Here is a 17,542-nt window from a genome sequence, read left to right on the forward strand (position 1 = left end):
GAGACCCATCATGCAAAACGATCTATATACCTACATCCCCCACATCTTCATCCGCCACGCCCGCCAGCTCCGCGTCCTTCTCCTGGAAAACCAGGTCTGGTTCTGCGCCCGCGATCTCAGCAAGCTTATCGCCTGGCCTTTGAACGAACGCACCACCTTCAAACTTGACCCGGACCAGCGCCGTACGCTCTGGCTGGAAAGCCATGGCGATTGCGACCAGGAGCTGATGCTCAGCGAGTCGGGCGTGTATGCCCTGTTGGTGCATCACTATCACCCCGAGCAGCGCAGCCTGCGGCAGTGGATCACCAACGAGGTGGTGACGATATTGCGTGATGCGCAGCCGTCGATGCCGGAGCAGGCGCCGGTGTTGAGTGTGTTGCAGTTTCCGGGGGTGTCGATGAGTTTGCTGCATTGGCAGAGCGAGCCGTGGATCCGGTTGCGGGATGTGCCGCAGGTGTTGCCGGTGCCAGAGGGTGGCAAGGGTGGTGGGGCCTGGTGGCGAGGGTGTGTCGGACGGTAGCTGCTTGCTGGATAGCAGGCGCAAGGCTGCATCTATGGCTACAGGGTGACGGCTGCGATATAGCACTCAAGCCGTAACCCTGTATGCATTGGCATCGGCATTTTCGGACGCGTCCTACAGATTGCCGGGAAGCTCAAAAATAGACTGGTCCTCCATTTTACAAGGAGGATTCCCATGGCTAATTACGGCTACATGACGATCATGGGCAAGACACAACGGCTGATTTCTGCTGGTTGCTCAACGCCAGCGTCAATAGGCCAAAAGTGTCAGGCCGGGCATGACGATGAAATCATGGTGCTGTCGTTCGCACACAACATGGCCAATATCGGCAATGCCAAACACGCCACCCACCGCCCGGTGTTCATTACCAAGAACGTCGACAAGTCTTCGCCGCTGCTGAGTCAGGCGCTGGCCAATCAGGAACAGGTCGATTGCATCATCGATTTCTACCGTACCGCCGCTCAAGGCGCGCAGGAGAAGTTCTATACCGTCGAGATTCGGGGCTGTCTGATAACTGAGCTGACCCTGGATATGCCTCACGTTATTTTGCAGAACGATGCGCAGGCGCAAGAGCATGTTGCGATTAGCTATCGCGACATTATCTGGACTCACCATGCGGCGGGGACGACCGGGTATGCGTCGTGGATTGGTGAGCAATGAGACTGTTTGAGAAGACGCTAGATTCGGGCGGTCATGATCTTGCGGAGGTTAACCAGGCGGCGGTTTCTCTTCAAGGGCAGGCGTGTACGTTGTCGACGCGGCATATCAAGGATGGGATGTTACGGCTGCAATTTAATCGGGAGGTGGCTTATTACGCACAGGGGATTGTTAAAGATGTTGAAACGGGCAGGAAAAGTGCCAAGGAGGGGTTGGAGGCCATCAAGGTTGAGCAACACAGTCTCTTCGATCAATCCGCTGGAGTCGGTGAAAAAAGCATTGGACTTGCGGGCGGTATGGCTCAGGTTGCCGCAGGGGGTGGCGTGTGCTACGCCAGTTTAGGAACACTTTGTTTTACCTTTGGTGCCGCACTATTTGCCCACGGATTCAATAACATTTATGAAAACGGCCGAAACCTGGTTGAGAAGCGCTCAGATGTGGAAGGCCCAGTCAGAAAAGGCTACCAGAACGTAGCCGTATGGGCAGGTGGCACCGAGGCTCATGGCAACATGGCTTATCTTGGAGTAGACCTAGGACTATCTATTTATGGCCTAAGTAGAAAAGTCGTGAAACCTGATGCCTGGCGACTTTGGCATTACGCCAATACTGACTATGTCAGAGCTTATCAAAACGCATCCCGACGAGCGCTGATTCTTGAGGCAGCAGCAGATGCACTAGCAGGGCGAAGCATGCTAAAAGAGTGGAAAAAAATCAATGAATGACTGGATAGAACACTTTGTATTTGTGACTCTCGCAATCCTGCTGTACGCACCTTCACGCTGGGCTAAATTCGCTCTGTCAGGGCAAAGCTTCACCACAACCAAGCTTTTGGCCGCGACCTTCTACAATCTAATAGTCATTGTAATTTACATGGACTTTATCAAAACAAGTAATATCCCTTTTTACGGCCACTTGGACAAATACATTTTAGGCTGGTTATCCATGGCGATGATCTGGTTGCACGCCTCAGCCTTACCTATGGAATGGCAAAGAAGACCTTGGCGCCTGCGCAAAGTCTTTGACCCGAAGATCCGCAAGCACAAACTGACATTTGACAGATATCGGCTTGAACAGCCTAGAAAATCAATTCTGTTTTTTTGGAAGCGCTGATGAGCGATCTCTCGTTCTACTTGATTTTCACAACCATTACGATTGTTCTCTATATCCCGTCTCGCTGGAGCAAATCTGCCTTTTCTTACGAAAACTATACCCCTATAAAATTCTGGATTGCACTCAGCTACAACATGACCTTGCTTTTTATCCACTACCGGTTCGCTCAAACAGGCAAGCTGCCTTACATTGGATATACCGAAAACTCAGTCATTGGGTGGTTATCCTTGCTCATGACAGTGCTTCACGCTTGCTCACTTCCTGTGCAAAGACATAGAAAATCGTGGCTCAAACGCAGAAAGTTCGACCCTCGCCTCTGAAGGATTTCAAATCGAAATTCACGCTCAAAAAATCAATTTAAATCGCAGATCAGTACAATGAACGACACCTTACTCGCCCTATTCATCATAGCCACCTCAATAGCCCTCTACCTTCCAGCCCGCTGGGCAAAATTTGCTTTTTCAGGCAAAGGTTTCACCAAAGCGAAGTTATGGACTTCGATGATCTACAACACCTATTTCGGCTCTCTCCATATGTACTTTATGGACAAAGGCCACATCCCTTTTTACGGCCCTATGGACAGAGGTATTTTAGGCTGGGTGTCGCTTGTGATGATCTGGCTACACGTCTCAGCCATCCCGACTCAATGGAAAGCAAGATCCTGGCGCCAGCGTAAAGCTTTTGACCCGAAAATCCGCAAGCACAAACTGACATTTGACAGATATCGGCTTGAACAGCCTAGAAAATCAATTCTGTTTTTTTGGAAACGCTGATGAGCGATATCTCGTTCTACTTAATTTTCACAACCATTACGATTGTTTTCTATATCCCGTCTCGCTGGAGCAAATCCGCCTTCTCTTACGAAAAATATACCCCTCTAAAATTCTGGATTGCATTCAGCTACAACATGACCTTATCTTTCATTCACAACAAATTCGCTCAAACTGGAAAGCTGCCTTACATTGGACATACGGACAACTCGGTCATGGGCTGGTTATCCTTGGTCATGACATTCCTCCATCTCTGCTCACTGCCTGTACTTAGACATAGAGGATCGTGGTTCAAACGCAGAAAATTTGATCCACGCATCCGGAGATAGAAATAACTCCAAGACTTTTAATCCCTCAGACTTCCGCCTGAAGAAAAAGCTTATCCGCGAACAAAAAACCATGCCTATAACTCTATACATCACCACAACACTAACACTCACAATCCCCGCCTACTGGGCAAAACGTAAAGCATCCGGCAAATATTGCACACCTGCAAGACGCTGGGGACTGAGTGCATACAGTTTTATTTTGATATCAATCCATACCATTACAGGCGCCCCAGACAGTGACTTCTTTGACAAGCAAACAGAAGAGAATCTTCGAGTTTTCGCTCCAATAGCCCTTCTGGCTTTTCAAGTCATGGCGCTGCCAACGCGGTGTAGATTAAGGCCTTGGTGGAAACGCAGGACCATCGACTTACAAATCATAAAGCACAAGCCGACCCTTGATGAACACCGACAAGAACACTTCAAGAAGTCACCATTGATATTTTGGCGGCGATGATTTTCGTATTTCTCGGTTGAGTTGAGCAGTGATTTGATTAGCCGTTGTGTAACCGCCTTGAGGTTTTATTAAACGCTGAACATTTACGACTGCTTGCGCAGCCGATCGTCCGAATGCGGCCCAGAGCAGAGCTCCCTCCTACAGGTCCCATGTTTGCTGCGCGACAGCGCGGCGCCAAGGCGGCGGGTGATCTCCTACAGGTCCCGTGTTTGCTGCGCGACAGCGCTGTGTCAGTGACACAGCGCTGCCCTCTAAAACTCAGCGGCTGAAGCGTTCTGCGAGGCTGTGCAGGTACTGCGCCATCTCTTCCAGCTCACTACTGATCTTCGACCCCTGCTCCGCCTGCCCTGCGCTTTGATCGCACAGCTGCGCAATCCGCGTGATCTGCTGGCTGATGTTCTCGGCCACGTGGCTTTGTTCTTCCGACGCCGAGGCCATTTGCTGGCTCATGCCGGTGATGCGTGTCACGGCCTGGCTGATGCCGTCCAGGGCTTGTTGTACCGCTTCGACGCTGGCCACGCTTTCTTGCGAGATTTGTCCGCCGCGGCTGGCGGTGGCGACGGCGCGGTCGGCGCCGTCGCGCAGGGAGGTGATGATTTTCTGGATTTCTTCGGTGGACGACTGGGTGCGTGAGGCCAGGCTGCGGACTTCGTCGGCGACCACGGCAAAGCCCCTGCCCTGTTCGCCGGCGCGGGCGGCTTCGATGGCGGCGTTGAGGGCCAGCAGGTTGGTTTGCTGGGCGATGGAGGTGATGACGTCGACCACGCTGCCGATCGATTGGGTGGCGTTGGCCAGTTCGCCGACGGCGTTGCCGATTTCGCTGACCGAGTTGGCCATGTGCCGGATGGCCAGCAGGCTTTCGTCGGCGAGGTTGCGGCCTTGCTGGGCGAGTTTGTCGGCTTCTTCGGCGGCGTGGGCGGTGTTTTGGACGTTGTGTGTCACTTCCTGAATGGTCGCGGCCATTTGGTTGATGGCGGTGGCCGACTGGTCGGTTTCGTTGCGTTGCTGGTCGAGCGAACGAGCTTGTTGCACGGACAGCTGTGCCGACTGGCCGGCGCGCTGCTTGACGCTTTCGCCGGTGTCGACCAGCCGCGTGAGTGCGGTTTGCAGGCGGGCTTCGCCACTGAGCATGGCCAGGTCCAGTTGTGCTTGCGGGCCACGATTGTCGCTGTAAGTCAGGGCCACCAGCGCACTGGTAAATGCCTTGGGGTGTTCGTCGAGGGTTTTCTGCAGGCTGCGCCGGTAGCGGGCTTCAAGGTACACGCCCAGACCAAGCAGTACGATCAGCAGCAGGGCCAGGAATGGCGTGTCTTCAAGCAGGTAGTTGCCGACGGCCAATACGATGGCGGCCAGCAGCATTGGCAGTTGCCGCGCCAGGTGGTGGGCGGCGCTGCTGCTGGTCGACACGGCAGATTTGCCGGCGCGCAGGCGGGCATAAAGGGCTTCGGCGCGGCGCACCTGGTCGCGGGTGGGCAGCGAGCGCACCGACTCGTAACCGACGATGCGGCCGTTTTCATACACGGCGGTGACGTAGGCGCTGACCCAGTAGAAGTCGCCATTCCTGGAGCGGTTCTTGACGATGCCCATCCAGGGTTTGCCCTGTTTGATGGTGTCCCACATGTGCGCAAATACCGAGGCCGGCATGTCCGGGTGGCGCACCAGGTTATGCGGCTGGTTGATCAGTTCTTCGCGGGTAAAGCCGCTGATGGCGGCGAAGGCGTCGTTGCAGTAGGTGACGTGGCTGTTGAGGTCTGTGGTGGAGATCAAACGCTCATGGGCAGGAAAGGTTCTTTCGTTCTGGGTGACGGGCATGTTCAAACGCATCGACTACAACCTCTCCTGATGGAACTGCAAATTTCCAGGCACGCTTGAAGGTTTGGCACTTGAAAATCAAGCGTAGCGAAGAAAACCCGGTCAGCAAGTCAGTCTGCAGGGAGTTGTGAGCGGTGCGGGCTCTGACGTTGATCGAACACGCTGGCAACGCAAGGCGCGCAAGCGTGTTTATGACGAGGCTTATTTGAATAGCTGTTGATAGGTCGCCAGGTTGTCCGGCGTGATCAACGTATAAGGCACCCACACATTGGCCTCGACCGCTTCGCCCTTGATCATTTTCACCGCGGCCTGCATGGCGCTATTGGCCTGGCCCATGGGGTTCTGGAACACCGAGCCCGCCAGCAGGCCGCGCTTGATGGCGGCCTGGCCGTCGGGCAGGCCGTCGACGCCCATCACCGCCACTTCGCCTTTGGCCTTGCCGGCCTGTTGCAGGGCCATGGCCGCGCCGATGGCCATTTCGTCGTTGTTGGCGGCGATGGCATCGAATTTCGCCCCGGCCAGCAGCCAGTTGCTGGTCAGGTCCATGCCTTTGTCACGCTGCCATTCGGCGCCCTGCTCTTCGACCACCTTGATGTTCGGGTAGTCCTTGAGCACGTCTTTGACGCCCTGGGTTCGGCCACGGGTGGAGTTGTGCACCAGGTCGCCGAGGATGATTGCCAGGTTGCCCTTGCCGCCCATTTTTTCGGCGAGGTAGCGCATTTGCAGTTGCCCGGCTTCGTTGTCGTTGGATGAGACCGCGACGACGCCGGCGGGCAGTTGTTGCTCATCGGGGCGGCGGTTGACGTAAACCAGGGGAATTTTCGCGTCGGTGGCGGCGCGGGTGATATTGCTGGCGCCGGCGGTATCAACCAACAGCACGATGATGGCGTCGACGTTCTGGTTGATGAAGCCGTGTACCTGATTGAGCTGGCGCACGACATCGCCCTGGGCGTCTTCGACCTGCAGGCGCACGTCGTCTTTTTTGCCGGCGTCTTCCAGGGCGCGGCGCACCCAGGTCATGAAGTTATCGTCGACCTTGGCGATGCTGACGCCGATGCGGTACTGCGCCTGAACGGGATTACCCAGCAGCAATAGCCAGGTGGTGAGCAGCAGGTAAAACATTCGCATGATGGTGTCCTTTTGTTGTTATTGGCGCGGATCATCGAACTGGATAACGGTGGGACGGGTTGCCCGCCCCACCATTGTCGGGCGGCTTACATACTCAAACTCTGCTTGAGCGCATCCACCGAGGTGCGGATGCCGGCTTCGACGCTCATGGTCAGGTCTTCCATTTCCAGCGAGACGTGGCCGTCGTAGCCGAGCATGCGGATGACCGAGAAGAATTCGCGCCACCATTGCAGGTCATGGCCACAACCGACGGCGACGTAGTTCCAGGCGCGGGACACGGTGTCGGTGACTTCCTTGGTCTCCAGCAGGCCGTTGATGTCGACCAGGCCGCGCTCCAGGCGCGAGTCCTTACCGTGCACGTGATGAATCGCCGGGCCCAGGGCGCGGGCCGAGGCGATGGGGTCGGCGCCCATCCAGAACAGGTGGCTGGGGTCCAGGTTGAGGCCGACCACCGGGCCGACTGCGTCGCGCAGGCGGAACAGGGTTTCGGGGTTGTAGACCAGCATGCTGCTGAAGTTTTCCAGGGCGATCTTGTCGACGCCGTGGCGGGTGGCCTTGGCCACCAGTTTGTCCCAGTACGGAATGGCGACGTCGTTCCACTGGTAGTTGAGGTAGGTCTTGAGCACCGGCGGCCAGCTGACGGTGTAGCAGATCCAGTTGGGCACTTTGTCTTCGGCGGTGGCCGGTGGCAGGCCGCTCATCATGATGACCTTGTTGACGCCCAGTTCTTCGGCCAGCTCCATGGTCCGCTCGGTGACATCGCGGTGGGTGGCGCCCAGCTTGCCGGGGTCCAGCGGGTTGCCGGAGACGTTGAGTGCGCACAGCTCGATGCCGCGACTGTCCAGCGCATTGCGGAACTGGCGGCGTTTTTCGGCGCTTTCGAGCAGTTCATTGAGGCGCAGGTGCGGCGCCGAGGACCAGCCGCCGGTGGTCATTTCCACGGCGCTGATGCCCAGCTCGCCTACTGTGTCGAGCATCTGTTCAAAAGGCAGGTGCCCGAGGCTGTCGGTGACGTAAGAGAGTTTCATGATTCGAGTCCTTTGGTTTGTTGTTATTGGAAAGCAACCCAGGTCGCGCCGGCGTCTGCCGAGCGCACGCAGCTCTGAATCCAGCGAATGCCGTCGATGCCGGCCTCGATGTCGGGGTACACCAGGGCGGCCAGGGCCGCTTCGTCGCCACGAATGCGCGCGTCGATGGCCTGGGCGATTTTCAGGTAGATGTTGCCCCACGACTCCGACAGCCCTTCGGTGTGCAGCGCGCCGAGGCGGTTGTAGGCGTTGCAGTCGTCGTCCAGGTACGGCATGCCGTGGTTGAGGATCTGCGCGGGCTGGCCCTGCACTTCGTAGCGCAGTTCGTTGGGGTGGTTTTCCCACCATTCCAGGCTGGCCTTGGCGCCGACGATGCGAATGCGGTGGCCGTCCATGCTCCCGGCGTTGACCGCCGAGGCCCAGAGGGTGCCGACCGCACCGTTGTCGTAATGCATCAGGCAGCGGGCGTTGTCTTCCAGCGGGGCGCGGGCCTTGATGAAACTCTGCCGGTCGCACAGCACTTCGGTGATGTTCAGGTGCGGCAAAATCAACCGCGACATGTAGTAGGTGTGGGTCGACAGGTCGCCGAGCACGAACGATGGGCCGGCGACTTTGGGGTCGATGCGCCATTTCTGCGCTTCGACCTGCTTGTCGGCGCTGTCGGTGGCGCTGAAGCCGTGGGTGTATTGCAGGTCGACGATGCGCACTTCGCCCAGGTCGCCGCGAGCGACCATGGCGCGCATCTGCATCAACAGCGGGTAGCCAGAGAAACCGTAGGTCACGCCGACGATCAGGCCCTTGCTGTGGGCCAGGGCGCGAATTTCTTCGCCCTCTTCAACGGTGAAGAACAGCGGCTTTTCGCAGATCACGTGCAGGCCGGCTTGCAGGGCAGCCTTGGTGATTTCGAAATGCGTGCCGTTGGGGGTTGCGACCGACACCACTTGTACGCCGTCGGGCCGCGTCGCTTCGGCTTGCAGCAGGGCGCGGTAGTCGGGGTAGCAGCGCTCTGGCGCCACGCCCAGATTGACGCCGAAATCCAGCCCGCGTGCCGGGTCGATGTCGAAGGCACCTGCCACCAGTTGATAAGCCGTGTTATCGCGCAGCGCACCGGTGCGGTGTTTATAGCCCACCTGCCCCAGTCGGCCGCCGCCGATCATGGCCCAGCGCAGGGGTTGCTTGAGAATCTTTTCACCGTTGATCATTGCTTGACCTCTTGTTGTTATGAACGCAGAAATGATAGGATCTATCTTTTTATGATTTAATTAAGATAGATAAACAGATAATATTGAGGTATTCGGTGATGTCAAGTCATACGCCAACCATGATGGACGTCGCCCGCGTGGCCGGCGTTGGTGTCGCAACGGTGGATCGGGTGCTGAACCGGCGCGCAGCCGTGCGCAAGAACACTGAAGATAAGGTCCTGAGTGCGGCACTTGAGCTGGGTTTTGCGCTAGAGAAGTTCAAGATTTTTGAAACGCTGAACGAGACAGCGGCGCCGCCTGCCCCGGCAAAACGCTTGGCGTTCGTATTGCTCAAGCAGGTATCAACGTTCTATCAAGAACTGGAAAAAACTATCCGTACGCAGGCAGCGCGCTCTGCGCATATTGTGGGCGAGCCGGAAGTGCTGACTCTGGAACACGAGTCGCCACACGAGATCGCCAGGCTGTTGCTGGAGCTGGGCAGCCGTAACGACGCCATCGCCCTGGTGACGCTGGATCATCCCGCGATCAATCAGGCCATCGACACGCTGAGCCTGCAAGGCGTGCCGGTGTTTTCGCTGGTCACCGACGTCACCGCCGCCCGCCGCGCCGGCTATATCGGCATCGATAACCGCAAGGCCGGGCGCACCGCCGCCTGGGCGATTTCACGCATGAGCCGCACGCCGGGCAAGGTCGGGCTGTTGATCGGCGACCATCGTTTTCTGTGCCAGGAGCTGTGCGAGATCAGTTTTCGCTCATGGTTTCGCGAACGCGGCGCAGGCTTTACGGTGCTGGAAACCGAACTGACGCTGGAGCGCCCGGACCGCGCTTATGCAGTGACCCGCGCCTTGCTGGCGGCGCATGCAGACCTGTGCGGCCTGTATGTCAGCGGCGGCGGCATCGAGGGTGTGGTGCAGGCGCTGCAGGAAAGCGGACGCCAGCGCGAGGTGGTGGTGATTTGCACCGACCTGACCGAAACCACACGCGCCGCATTGATCGACGAAGTGGCCGATGTGGTGCTCTCGCACCCTCGGGAACGTTTGATCGAAGCATTGATCGAAGCCGTGTCCGGGCATCAGGACGGCGCCGGCACGCATGTGCGCTTGCTGCCGTTCGATGTGGTGACGACCGAGAATTTATAACCTTTACGCAGGCACGCCAGACCTCATTCAGGCACACTGCGCGCCCTTTTGCACCCAACCGATCAAGGTCTTTGCGATGTCTATCCCGCGTGTCAAATCTGCTCTGCTGGCCCTTCTGCTGAGCACCACGCTGATGCCGGTGCAGGCAGCCCCTGCCAGCCTCAAGGTGTCGCTGCTGGGTGGCAAGCTGGCGTTTACCTTGCCGGCAGGCTACGTCAAGGACGAGATGCCGGAAGTCGATGCCAAGGCACGGGCCGAAGGTGTAAGCGGGGCGATGTACACCCATCAGGCCGAAAGACGCGTATTGATCGTCACCGAAACGCCGATTCCGGTCGGGGTCGAGGCCAGTGACGACGACGCCGAGGTGCTCGACGAACTGACTGCCGCCGCCCTCACCCAGCAAGGCAGCAGTTATGAGAATGTGCAGCGCCTGGGCGAGCAGCGCATCGTCAAGCACAATGGCCTGGGCGTGCGGCAGCTGGACGCGTCGGCCACCCTCGGCGGCGCCGAGGTGTTGAGCACGACACTCCTGGCCGCCTCGGGCAAACGTTCGGCGGTGCTCAATGTGATTTCCAGCGCCAAAGACCCCAAAGCCCACGAAGCGGCGGTCAAGACGGTCATCGGCGAGTGAGCCCGACCGGCTCTTGATCCAATAGTTCAAGAATAATGGCCTCAAGCCCTTCCCATGCTCCTGACCACAGGCGAAACTCTTTCCGGCGGTCAGGCAGTCTTTTTCTGACCGGGCAGTACGAAAGATCCGGTAGGAATTATGGAAAATCAAAGAGGGGATGTTCGTCAGGGCAAGGGACTGTCATTTGCGCGGCGCATTTATCTGCCGCGCGCCATTGGCCTGCTCGTCGGTTCGTTGTGTGTGGCAGCAGCGCTTTACCCTCACCCCCAACCTCTCTGGGTCTGGGCCTTGCTGGTGCTGCATGCGTATGTATGGCCACATCTGGCCTGGCAGTGGGCGCGGCGCAGTGCCAACCCGTACAAGGCCGAGCTGCGCAATATGCTCTGCGATTCGTTTGCCGGCGGTGTATGGGCCGCCCTGATGGGCTTCAGCGTGGTCCCCAGTGCCGCCATCCTGGCGATGATGGCCATGCAGAATATCGCCGCCAACGGGCTGCGCCTGATGAGCCAGGGGCTGCTGGCCAATCTGCTCGGTGCGCTGCTGTGTTTTGTGCTGGTGTCGCCGCCGCTACAGTTGCAAAGCACGTCGCTGGAGATTTACGCCTGCCTGCCACTGCTGGTGATCTACCCGATTTTTGTCGGCTGGATGGGTTACAAGGTCGCCCGCCAGCTGAGCGAGCATAAAAGGATTCTCAGCCGGCTAAGCCGCACCGACAGCCTGACCGGGCTGATCAACCACGGCTCCTGGAAAGACCTGCTGCAGATCGAGTTCAGCAAGGTGCGCAGCCTGCAACGCCCCTGCTGCGTGGCGTTGATCGACATCGACCATTTCAAGGCCATCAACGACCGGTACGGGCATATTGTCGGCGATGCGGTGCTCAAGCACCTCAGCCAGGCGCTGCGCGACGATATTCGTGAAACCGACCTTGCCGGACGCTATGGCGGCGACGAGTTTTGCCTGATCTTGCCCGGTACCGGCCTCGATCAGGCCGTGGCCATGCTCGAACGCCTGCGCCAACGCGTAGACAAACACTGTGACGCCCGACTGCCGGAGCTCAAAGTGAGCCTGAGCATCGGTATCGCGGCCTTCGATAGCCATTTCACCGACGCCTCGATGTGGCTGCACGCGGCCGATCAGGCGCTGTACACCGCCAAGAGCGGCGGGCGCAATCGGGTGGTCGGCGCCTCGGCAGATAACCCCAGGGAACAACCGCCGGCGCTGCACATGGTCTGAGCCCTGGCGCCTGCGCCTACTGAGCCAGCACCAGTTGGGCGACAACACGCCTGAGCAGTCTTTTCGGGCCACTGGCTTCCAGCAGCTTCGACACTGGCTGATCAAGCTTCAGCGGACCATACACCGCCTCTTCGCGCTCCAGATGGCTTTGCTGCGCGGCGCGGTAGGTGGCCGGGTAGACACTGCGCTCGACCGGCAGCAGCGCGTCATGATGTTCCAGCAAGCCACGAAACATGATGCGCCGCTCTACGCTGCCGCGGGTGGTCTCGATCAGGCGCGAAAAGAACACGCTGTCACGCTGGTGCAAAGCCAGCAGCGCCACGTAGCGCTCGACCACAATGAACGGCGCGCTCTTGTCGTAGATCATCCAGCACAAACGCTCGCGACTGGCCGAACGGTAGGGGTTCCAGGAGACGTTGCGCCGGTTGTGATAATCCAGTGCATAGCACATCGCCCTGTCTGCCTGCGTGCGACGTTCAGCCCCACACAACTGCGCCATGTCATCGAGCAACGGCGTCTGGCGCCCCAGTTGCTCAAGCCCGCGCCCGAGGCGCACGAAAATACCCTTGGGGCCCAGTATTCGATCATGCAGCTCGTTGAGTTTCTTGGCCGACATCCTTGCCTGGCGCTGCGATAACTTTCTAAATGCCAGCAGGCAGTCAGCGTCGGAGACTGCACTCGAAAAAGAGCCGTATAGCTGTGACCGCTGTTCAAGACTTATCGCCATGAATGAGTTCCTTGTCAGACAGATAAAAGTTCACGACAACGTCTTGCCGGTGTCCCTGAACACCGATGACAGCCTGTCGGCATCGTGACTTTCTTGTGGTTATATTGAGTAACGCCCTTGATCGGGCGACATGCCAATTATGTAAGTATTCCAGCGCCGCACAATCCGACAGATGTAGGGGGTCAAGTAAAAGGCGGCGCCAGCACACCGCCCGTGCAATGCCCGACCAGCTCTGTGCGGCTCTTGACCTGACACTTGCGCAGCAACGACGAGACGTGGTCGCGCACCGTATAGCCGCTGATTCTCAGCTGTTCGGCGATTTCCTTGTTGGTTCGCCCCTGCAACAGCAACCTCAACACCTGCCGCTCCCGGCTCGTCACGCCCATGATGTTCCCTCTGTTTTTTCCGTGTTTCTGGCTTAACGCACCGACGACTTCCTGACTTGAATAATCTTCATGATCCACCCCGGCTTTATTCATGCCTGACGAATCGATTTGTCTGTTATTTATTAAAGTAGACAATTCCTACATACAACAAAGATAGATCCCTACACATTATTATCCATATCCCACACAGCCGCTTATGCCATGCACAACACGCGCATGGAGTTATTAGCCAGACCGTTTTTCACGCATTAGAAACGCATCAGGCGCAAGATAAACTTGCGCCTGATTAATTACAATCTGCTGTTACATTTGGATCCCTTCGCTCATCTCATCAGGCCGCACCGGTCTCGACGGCCAGGTTCTGCCGGGCCCCGAACACCACCGCGGCCAGCAGGCCGACCAAGCCCATGACCATGCAGTACGCCACGCATACCCAAGGACTCCAGGGCATCAGGCCGATCAGCAGCAACGGCGTGATGCTGGCCCAGAGGGCGTAGGCAATGTTGTAGGTGAAGGAGATACCCGAGACGCGGATACGCGCCGGAAACAGCCCGACCATCACTGACGGCACCACGCCGACGATGCCGCAACACAGTCCCGCAATGGCGTAGGCAATGCCCGGCGCCAGCCATTGTTCGATCAGGCTGGCATACAGCACGCCGATACCCAGCGGCAGGAGCAGGCTGTAGATCAACACGCTGCGCCACGCGCCGATCCGGTCGACCAACAGGCCGGCCAGCACACAGCCGATATTGAGAAACACGATGCCCAGCGCACTGAGGGCAAAGGTGTGGCTGGCGCTAAAGCCAAAACGCTGCTGCATGGCGGTCGGGGTGATGACCACCAGCACCACCACCGCCGAGGTCAGCACGCAGGTCAGCAACGCTGCCGGCAGCAGGGCCTGACGATGCTCACGCAGTACCTGACCCAGCGGCAGGCGCTTCATGTCTTCACGCTGGGCGTGCATGGCCATGAACACCGGGGTTTCGCTCAGCCAGCGGCGCAACCACACCCCGACCACACCGAACACGCCGCCCAACAGAAACGGAATGCGCCAGGCGTAATCGAGAATTTCTGCAGGTGTATAGACCCGCGCCAGCCAGGTGGCGGTCAGTGCGCCGAGCAGATAACCGAAGGTCAGGCCGGCCTGCAACACGCCCAGCGCATAACCGCGATGGCCGTCGGGGGCGTGCTCGGCGACGAATACCCAGGCGCTGGGCACTTCGCCGCCCACCGCCGCACCTTGCAGAATGCGCAACCCCAGCAGCAATAACGGCGCCCAGTAGCCGATCTGCGCATAGGTCGGCATCAGGCCGATCAACAGGCATGGCAAGGCCATCATCAGGATGCTCAGGCTGAACACCCGCTTGCGTCCCAGGCGGTCGGCAAAATGCGCCATCAGGATGCCGCCCAGTGGCCGGGCCAGATAACCGGTGACGAAGATCCCGAAGCTTTGCAGCAGGCGCAGCCATTCGGGCATCTCGGGCGGGAAAAACAGCTGGCTCAGGGTCAGGGCAAAGAAGACGAAGATGATGAAGTCGTAGATTTCCAGAGCTCCACCGAGCGCCGCAAGGCCCAGGGTCCGGTAGTCGGAGCGGGAAAAGGGTTGGGGACGTGGTCGAACAGTGGCCGTCATTGGGCACCCCGAAACGTGACAGTAAAGAGCGCCCGGCGCTCGAAAGGCGCGAAGGATAGCAAAGCTGGACCGTACCGCCATCATCACGACGGAGCAAAGCAGGGCAAAAAATCGCACCACATCAGGGCGATCACATCGCATTTCCTCACAAGAATATTTTTTGCATTTCTAAAAGCGACATTTGCTGATGATTTTTTGCCTCACCGCACCGACAGAATGCCTATTTTGAAAGCATTAAGCCTGATTTCGCACCAAAATAGCTCCATCTCGCTAACCCCTTTTCAATTAGTAGCAACCCGATCGTTTTCACCAACGACACCGTCCTAAAGCAGCCCCTTTTACCCCGACGAACGGTCAAGACCCGGCCTTTGCTGCCTGTTTCATCCTCGTGACAGGCCACTCGTTAGTCATCACATCTCCGTAATCGATCTGGAGCAGAGCCTCTGGCGCGGAGTTTGCCTAGTGATGGCTATCTGATGTTCGGCTAAAAAGGTATTGGCATGACCCTATACAGTGAATCCATGCATCTCTCTGCGACTGAAAAGCATTGGCTGCCCTGGTTCGGCAAAACCGGAAAACTGGCCCTGGGACGCTCGTGCCGGCTCAATCGCTCGTTTTATCCGGTGGTCGAGCGCACCTTTGAATCCATCGCCGACACCCGCGTACGCCTGCTGCAACACTGGGCGCAGGAATACTGGGATCACCTCAAGGAACTGGGCACGCAACTGCGCGGTGACACGCTGGATCACCTCGATGCGGGCTTGCTGCAAACCAAGCTCAGCCAGGCACGGGACTTCTCCGAACTGTTTGTCGTTGACCCGGCTGGCACCGTACTCTGTTCGACCTGGGCCCAACGCAACGGCCGCCACGAATACAGCGAAGCGCTGGCGCACGGCCTGGCAAAGCCGTTTTTGCATGGCCCGTACAACGACCCGTTGACCCTGAAGATCGGCCCGTCGTCGTCGCGCTTTCACGATGAAGTGACGCTGATGTTCTATCAGCCGCTGGTGCACGACGGGCGCGTGCTGGGCTGCGTGTGCGGCCGGGTGCCCAACGATGTGCTGGGCGACCTGATCCAGCGCGAGGCCGGGCATGTGTACCCCGAATCCGGTGACAACTACCTGTTCATGGCCAAGGCGGTGTTCGAGCCGGGCATTGCGCCGGGCACAGCCTTGTCGCGCAGCCGCTTCGAAGACAATGCCTTCACCCATGGCGACAACCTCAAGAGCGGGGTCAAGACCGACTGGGGCACCGTGCGCGTCAATCAGCACACCGAGCTGGAGTTGCGCTTCACCGATCCGGCCACCGGCCAGTTGCACCCTGGCGTGCGCGAAACCATTCGCCAGGGTGCCAACCTGTTTGTCACCTATCCGGGTTACGCCGATTACCGGCACATCCCGGTGATCGGCAAGGGCGTGACGTTCCAGTTGCCCGGCTCGCTGGATCGCTGGGGCATGATGTGCGAAGCCGACCTTGAAGAGGTCTACCGACGCCGCTCGCTCAGCCATGGGCTGATGAAGCCGTACCTGGCGACACTGGGCGGACTGTTTACCGTCAATCATCTGCTGCAGAACTACAGCGGCCTGAACCCGTGGATGATCGACGGCCTGCAAGTGCTGGCCGTGATCGCCACTGCCATGACGTTTTGCGCCCTGGGGCCAAAACGCCTGGCCACGCGCCTGAACGACATGACCGAGGTGATCCGCACGATTGCCGAGGGCGAAGGTAACCTGCGCCAGCGGCTGGATGCCTCGCGCATGGCCAACGATGAAACCGGTGACATGGGCCGCTGGATCAACAGCTTTATCGACCGACTGGATGCCGTGGTCGGCCAGGTGATCCACGCATCGCACAGCATGGGCAAGACCAACGCGCAGATGCTCGGCAGCAGCCAGCAAGCCAGCCACACCTCGGCCGAGGTGACCGAGGCGGTGAACCGCATGATGAGCATCGTCGAGGGGCAACTGGGCGAGATTCAGCAAGCCTCGATGACCGCCGAACAGACCCGCCTGGCCATGGACGATGTGGTGCGCCGTGCGCGTGAGCAGTTCGAGGCGGCGCGGGTCGGCACCCAGTCGATTCGTGATGTGGTCGAACGCTCGGCGTCCAGCGTGCAGTCGCTGGATGCGCGCATGGGGCAGATCGGCACCATCATCAGCCTGATTACCAACATTACCAACCAGACCAACCTGCTGGCGCTGAACGCGGCCATCGAAGCGGCGCGGGCCGGCGAGCATGGTCGGGGCTTTGCCGTGGTGGCCGATGAAGTGCGCTCACTGGCCGTGCGCACCGCCGGCGCCGCCGACGAAATTCGCCAGATGGTCGAAGGCCTGCAAAACGAGACCCGTGAAGCGGTGGCGTTCATGGAAAGCGGCGTGCAGGACGTCGACAACCACCTGCGCACCAGCGTCGACGCCTCCAGCGAAAACGCCCAGTTGCATCAAGAGGTGGAAAGCATGATCACCATCATCCAGCAACTGAGCGAACGCAGCATGGTCTACGGCAAGACCATCGAACGGGTCGATGTGGCCAGCGGCGAAATGCGCCAGACCGTCACCGGCCTGCAAAACAGCGCCGAGATCGTACGTTTGAACGCCAACAAACTGCAGAAACTGGTGGGCCAGTTCGAGGTGAGCAAAGTGGGATAACCCCCAATTCTCGTAGGACCCCTTAGGGCAACACGGATCTGTAGGAGGCAGCTCTGCTGGCGATGAGGCCAGTAAAATCAGCACATCTGCTGCGCCTGTACCGCAGCAATCGCCAGCAGAGCTGCCTCCTAC

General features: G+C 58.6%; 16 protein-coding genes and 1 pseudogene. 9 read left to right on the top strand and 8 right to left on the bottom strand.

The window, feature by feature from the left end; all coding sequences use genetic code 11:
• Positions 1 to 10: 10 nt before the first annotated feature.
• From ACYP2A_RS28740 to ACYP2A_RS28760, 5 genes are all read left to right on the top strand, one after another.
• Entirely contained in the window at positions 11 to 520 is a 510-nt protein-coding gene (locus tag ACYP2A_RS28740; protein WP_459749314.1) for a BRO-N domain-containing protein, read from the top strand.
• A gap of 174 nt (positions 521 to 694) precedes the next feature.
• Positions 695 to 1,180, top strand: a complete 486-nt coding sequence (locus ACYP2A_RS28745; RefSeq protein WP_459749315.1) for an Hcp family type VI secretion system effector — start codon at positions 695 to 697, stop codon at positions 1,178 to 1,180.
• Positions 1,177 to 1,899 (top strand): DUF4225 domain-containing protein, encoded by a 723-nt coding sequence (locus ACYP2A_RS28750; protein ID WP_459749316.1) that lies wholly within the window; start codon positions 1,177 to 1,179, stop codon positions 1,897 to 1,899. The genes ACYP2A_RS28745 and ACYP2A_RS28750 overlap by 4 nt, the downstream gene beginning before the upstream one ends.
• On the top strand, positions 1,892 to 2,287 hold the full coding sequence (locus ACYP2A_RS28755; RefSeq protein WP_459749317.1) for a hypothetical protein: 396 nt from the start codon (positions 1,892 to 1,894) through the stop codon (positions 2,285 to 2,287). Before ACYP2A_RS28750 ends, ACYP2A_RS28755 begins: the two co-directional genes overlap by 8 nt.
• Positions 2,288 to 2,664: 377 nt before the next feature.
• A complete protein-coding gene (locus tag ACYP2A_RS28760) occupies positions 2,665 to 3,060 on the top strand; it encodes a hypothetical protein (RefSeq protein WP_459749318.1) in 396 nt (131 codons plus the stop codon).
• 1,038 nt (positions 3,061 to 4,098) lie between these two features.
• Here the strand turns inward: ACYP2A_RS28760 and ACYP2A_RS28765 are convergent.
• The 5 genes and pseudogenes from ACYP2A_RS28765 to ACYP2A_RS28785 form a co-directional block, all read right to left on the bottom strand.
• On the bottom strand, positions 4,099 to 5,124 hold the full coding sequence (locus tag ACYP2A_RS28765; RefSeq protein WP_459749831.1) for a methyl-accepting chemotaxis protein: 1,026 nt from the start codon (positions 5,122 to 5,124) through the stop codon (positions 4,099 to 4,101).
• A 258-nt stretch (positions 5,125 to 5,382) separates the two neighbouring features.
• Positions 5,383 to 5,664, bottom strand: a pseudogene (locus ACYP2A_RS28770) (PAS domain-containing protein); the annotation flags it as partial.
• Positions 5,665 to 5,853: 189 nt separating this feature from the next.
• The gene (locus ACYP2A_RS28775; RefSeq protein ID WP_459749319.1) at positions 5,854 to 6,780 is read right to left on the bottom strand and encodes a sugar ABC transporter substrate-binding protein; all 927 of its coding nucleotides are present in this window, start codon (positions 6,778 to 6,780) and stop codon (positions 5,854 to 5,856) included.
• 86 nt (positions 6,781 to 6,866) lie between these two features.
• On the bottom strand, positions 6,867 to 7,808 hold the full coding sequence (locus ACYP2A_RS28780) for a sugar phosphate isomerase/epimerase family protein (RefSeq protein WP_459749320.1): 942 nt from the start codon (positions 7,806 to 7,808) through the stop codon (positions 6,867 to 6,869).
• A gap of 23 nt (positions 7,809 to 7,831) precedes the next feature.
• Positions 7,832 to 9,010: a Gfo/Idh/MocA family protein gene (locus ACYP2A_RS28785; protein WP_459749321.1), complete on the bottom strand. Its 1,179-nt coding sequence runs from the start codon at positions 9,008 to 9,010 to the stop codon at positions 7,832 to 7,834.
• 98 nt (positions 9,011 to 9,108) lie between these two features.
• On the opposite strand from ACYP2A_RS28785, the gene ACYP2A_RS28790 reads away from it, so the two are divergent.
• From ACYP2A_RS28790 to ACYP2A_RS28800, 3 genes are all read left to right on the top strand, one after another.
• Positions 9,109 to 10,149, top strand: coding sequence for a LacI family DNA-binding transcriptional regulator (locus ACYP2A_RS28790; protein ID WP_459749322.1), 1,041 nt, complete (start codon positions 9,109 to 9,111; stop codon positions 10,147 to 10,149).
• A 76-nt stretch (positions 10,150 to 10,225) separates the two neighbouring features.
• Complete coding sequence (locus ACYP2A_RS28795; RefSeq protein WP_459749323.1) at positions 10,226 to 10,780, top strand: DcrB/PsbP domain-containing protein; 555 nt, start codon at positions 10,226 to 10,228, stop codon at positions 10,778 to 10,780.
• Positions 10,781 to 10,918: 138 nt separating this feature from the next.
• On the top strand, positions 10,919 to 12,013 hold the full coding sequence (locus ACYP2A_RS28800; protein ID WP_459749324.1) for a diguanylate cyclase: 1,095 nt from the start codon (positions 10,919 to 10,921) through the stop codon (positions 12,011 to 12,013).
• 16 nt (positions 12,014 to 12,029) lie between these two features.
• On the opposite strand, the gene ACYP2A_RS28805 is transcribed toward ACYP2A_RS28800, so the two are convergent.
• From ACYP2A_RS28805 to ACYP2A_RS28815, 3 genes are all read right to left on the bottom strand, one after another.
• A complete protein-coding gene (locus ACYP2A_RS28805; RefSeq protein ID WP_459749325.1) occupies positions 12,030 to 12,740 on the bottom strand; it encodes a hypothetical protein in 711 nt (236 codons plus the stop codon).
• Positions 12,741 to 12,922: 182 nt separating this feature from the next.
• Complete coding sequence (locus ACYP2A_RS28810) at positions 12,923 to 13,126, bottom strand: response regulator transcription factor (RefSeq protein ID WP_459749832.1); 204 nt, start codon at positions 13,124 to 13,126, stop codon at positions 12,923 to 12,925.
• Positions 13,127 to 13,457: 331 nt separating this feature from the next.
• Positions 13,458 to 14,762, bottom strand: a complete 1,305-nt coding sequence (locus ACYP2A_RS28815; RefSeq protein WP_459749326.1) for an MFS transporter — start codon at positions 14,760 to 14,762, stop codon at positions 13,458 to 13,460.
• Positions 14,763 to 16,777: 2,015 nt separating this feature from the next.
• On the opposite strand from ACYP2A_RS28815, the gene ACYP2A_RS28820 reads away from it, so the two are divergent.
• Positions 16,778 to 17,410 carry a methyl-accepting chemotaxis protein gene (locus ACYP2A_RS28820; RefSeq protein ID WP_459749833.1) on the top strand — a complete coding sequence of 211 codons (633 nt, stop codon included), beginning with the start codon at positions 16,778 to 16,780 and terminating at the stop codon, positions 17,408 to 17,410.
• Positions 17,411 to 17,542: the final 132 nt, after the last annotated feature.

This window comes from Pseudomonas sp. 3A(2025) (assembly GCF_054589175.1).

What these genes read in the sequence shown, in the direction of transcription:
- ACYP2A_RS28740 (WP_459749314.1), top strand. Translation starts at nt 11, where the DNA reads ATGCAAAACGATCTATATACCTACATCCCCCACATCTTCATCCGCCAC.
- ACYP2A_RS28745 (WP_459749315.1), top strand. Translation starts at nt 695, where the DNA reads ATGGCTAATTACGGCTACATGACGATCATGGGCAAGACACAACGGCTG.
- ACYP2A_RS28750 (WP_459749316.1), top strand. Translation starts at nt 1,177, where the DNA reads ATGAGACTGTTTGAGAAGACGCTAGATTCGGGCGGTCATGATCTTGCG.
- ACYP2A_RS28755 (WP_459749317.1), top strand. Translation starts at nt 1,892, where the DNA reads ATGAATGACTGGATAGAACACTTTGTATTTGTGACTCTCGCAATCCTG.
- ACYP2A_RS28760 (WP_459749318.1), top strand. Translation starts at nt 2,665, where the DNA reads ATGAACGACACCTTACTCGCCCTATTCATCATAGCCACCTCAATAGCC.
- ACYP2A_RS28775 (WP_459749319.1), bottom strand. Translation starts at nt 6,780, where the DNA reads ATGCGAATGTTTTACCTGCTGCTCACCACCTGGCTATTGCTGCTGGGT.
- ACYP2A_RS28780 (WP_459749320.1), bottom strand. Translation starts at nt 7,808, where the DNA reads ATGAAACTCTCTTACGTCACCGACAGCCTCGGGCACCTGCCTTTTGAA.
- ACYP2A_RS28785 (WP_459749321.1), bottom strand. Translation starts at nt 9,010, where the DNA reads ATGATCAACGGTGAAAAGATTCTCAAGCAACCCCTGCGCTGGGCCATG.
- ACYP2A_RS28790 (WP_459749322.1), top strand. Translation starts at nt 9,109, where the DNA reads ATGTCAAGTCATACGCCAACCATGATGGACGTCGCCCGCGTGGCCGGC.
- ACYP2A_RS28795 (WP_459749323.1), top strand. Translation starts at nt 10,226, where the DNA reads ATGTCTATCCCGCGTGTCAAATCTGCTCTGCTGGCCCTTCTGCTGAGC.
- ACYP2A_RS28800 (WP_459749324.1), top strand. Translation starts at nt 10,919, where the DNA reads ATGGAAAATCAAAGAGGGGATGTTCGTCAGGGCAAGGGACTGTCATTT.
- ACYP2A_RS28805 (WP_459749325.1), bottom strand. Translation starts at nt 12,740, where the DNA reads ATGGCGATAAGTCTTGAACAGCGGTCACAGCTATACGGCTCTTTTTCG.
- ACYP2A_RS28810 (WP_459749832.1), bottom strand. Translation starts at nt 13,126, where the DNA reads ATGGGCGTGACGAGCCGGGAGCGGCAGGTGTTGAGGTTGCTGTTGCAG.
- ACYP2A_RS28815 (WP_459749326.1), bottom strand. Translation starts at nt 14,762, where the DNA reads ATGACGGCCACTGTTCGACCACGTCCCCAACCCTTTTCCCGCTCCGAC.
- ACYP2A_RS28820 (WP_459749833.1), top strand. Translation starts at nt 16,778, where the DNA reads ATGGACGATGTGGTGCGCCGTGCGCGTGAGCAGTTCGAGGCGGCGCGG.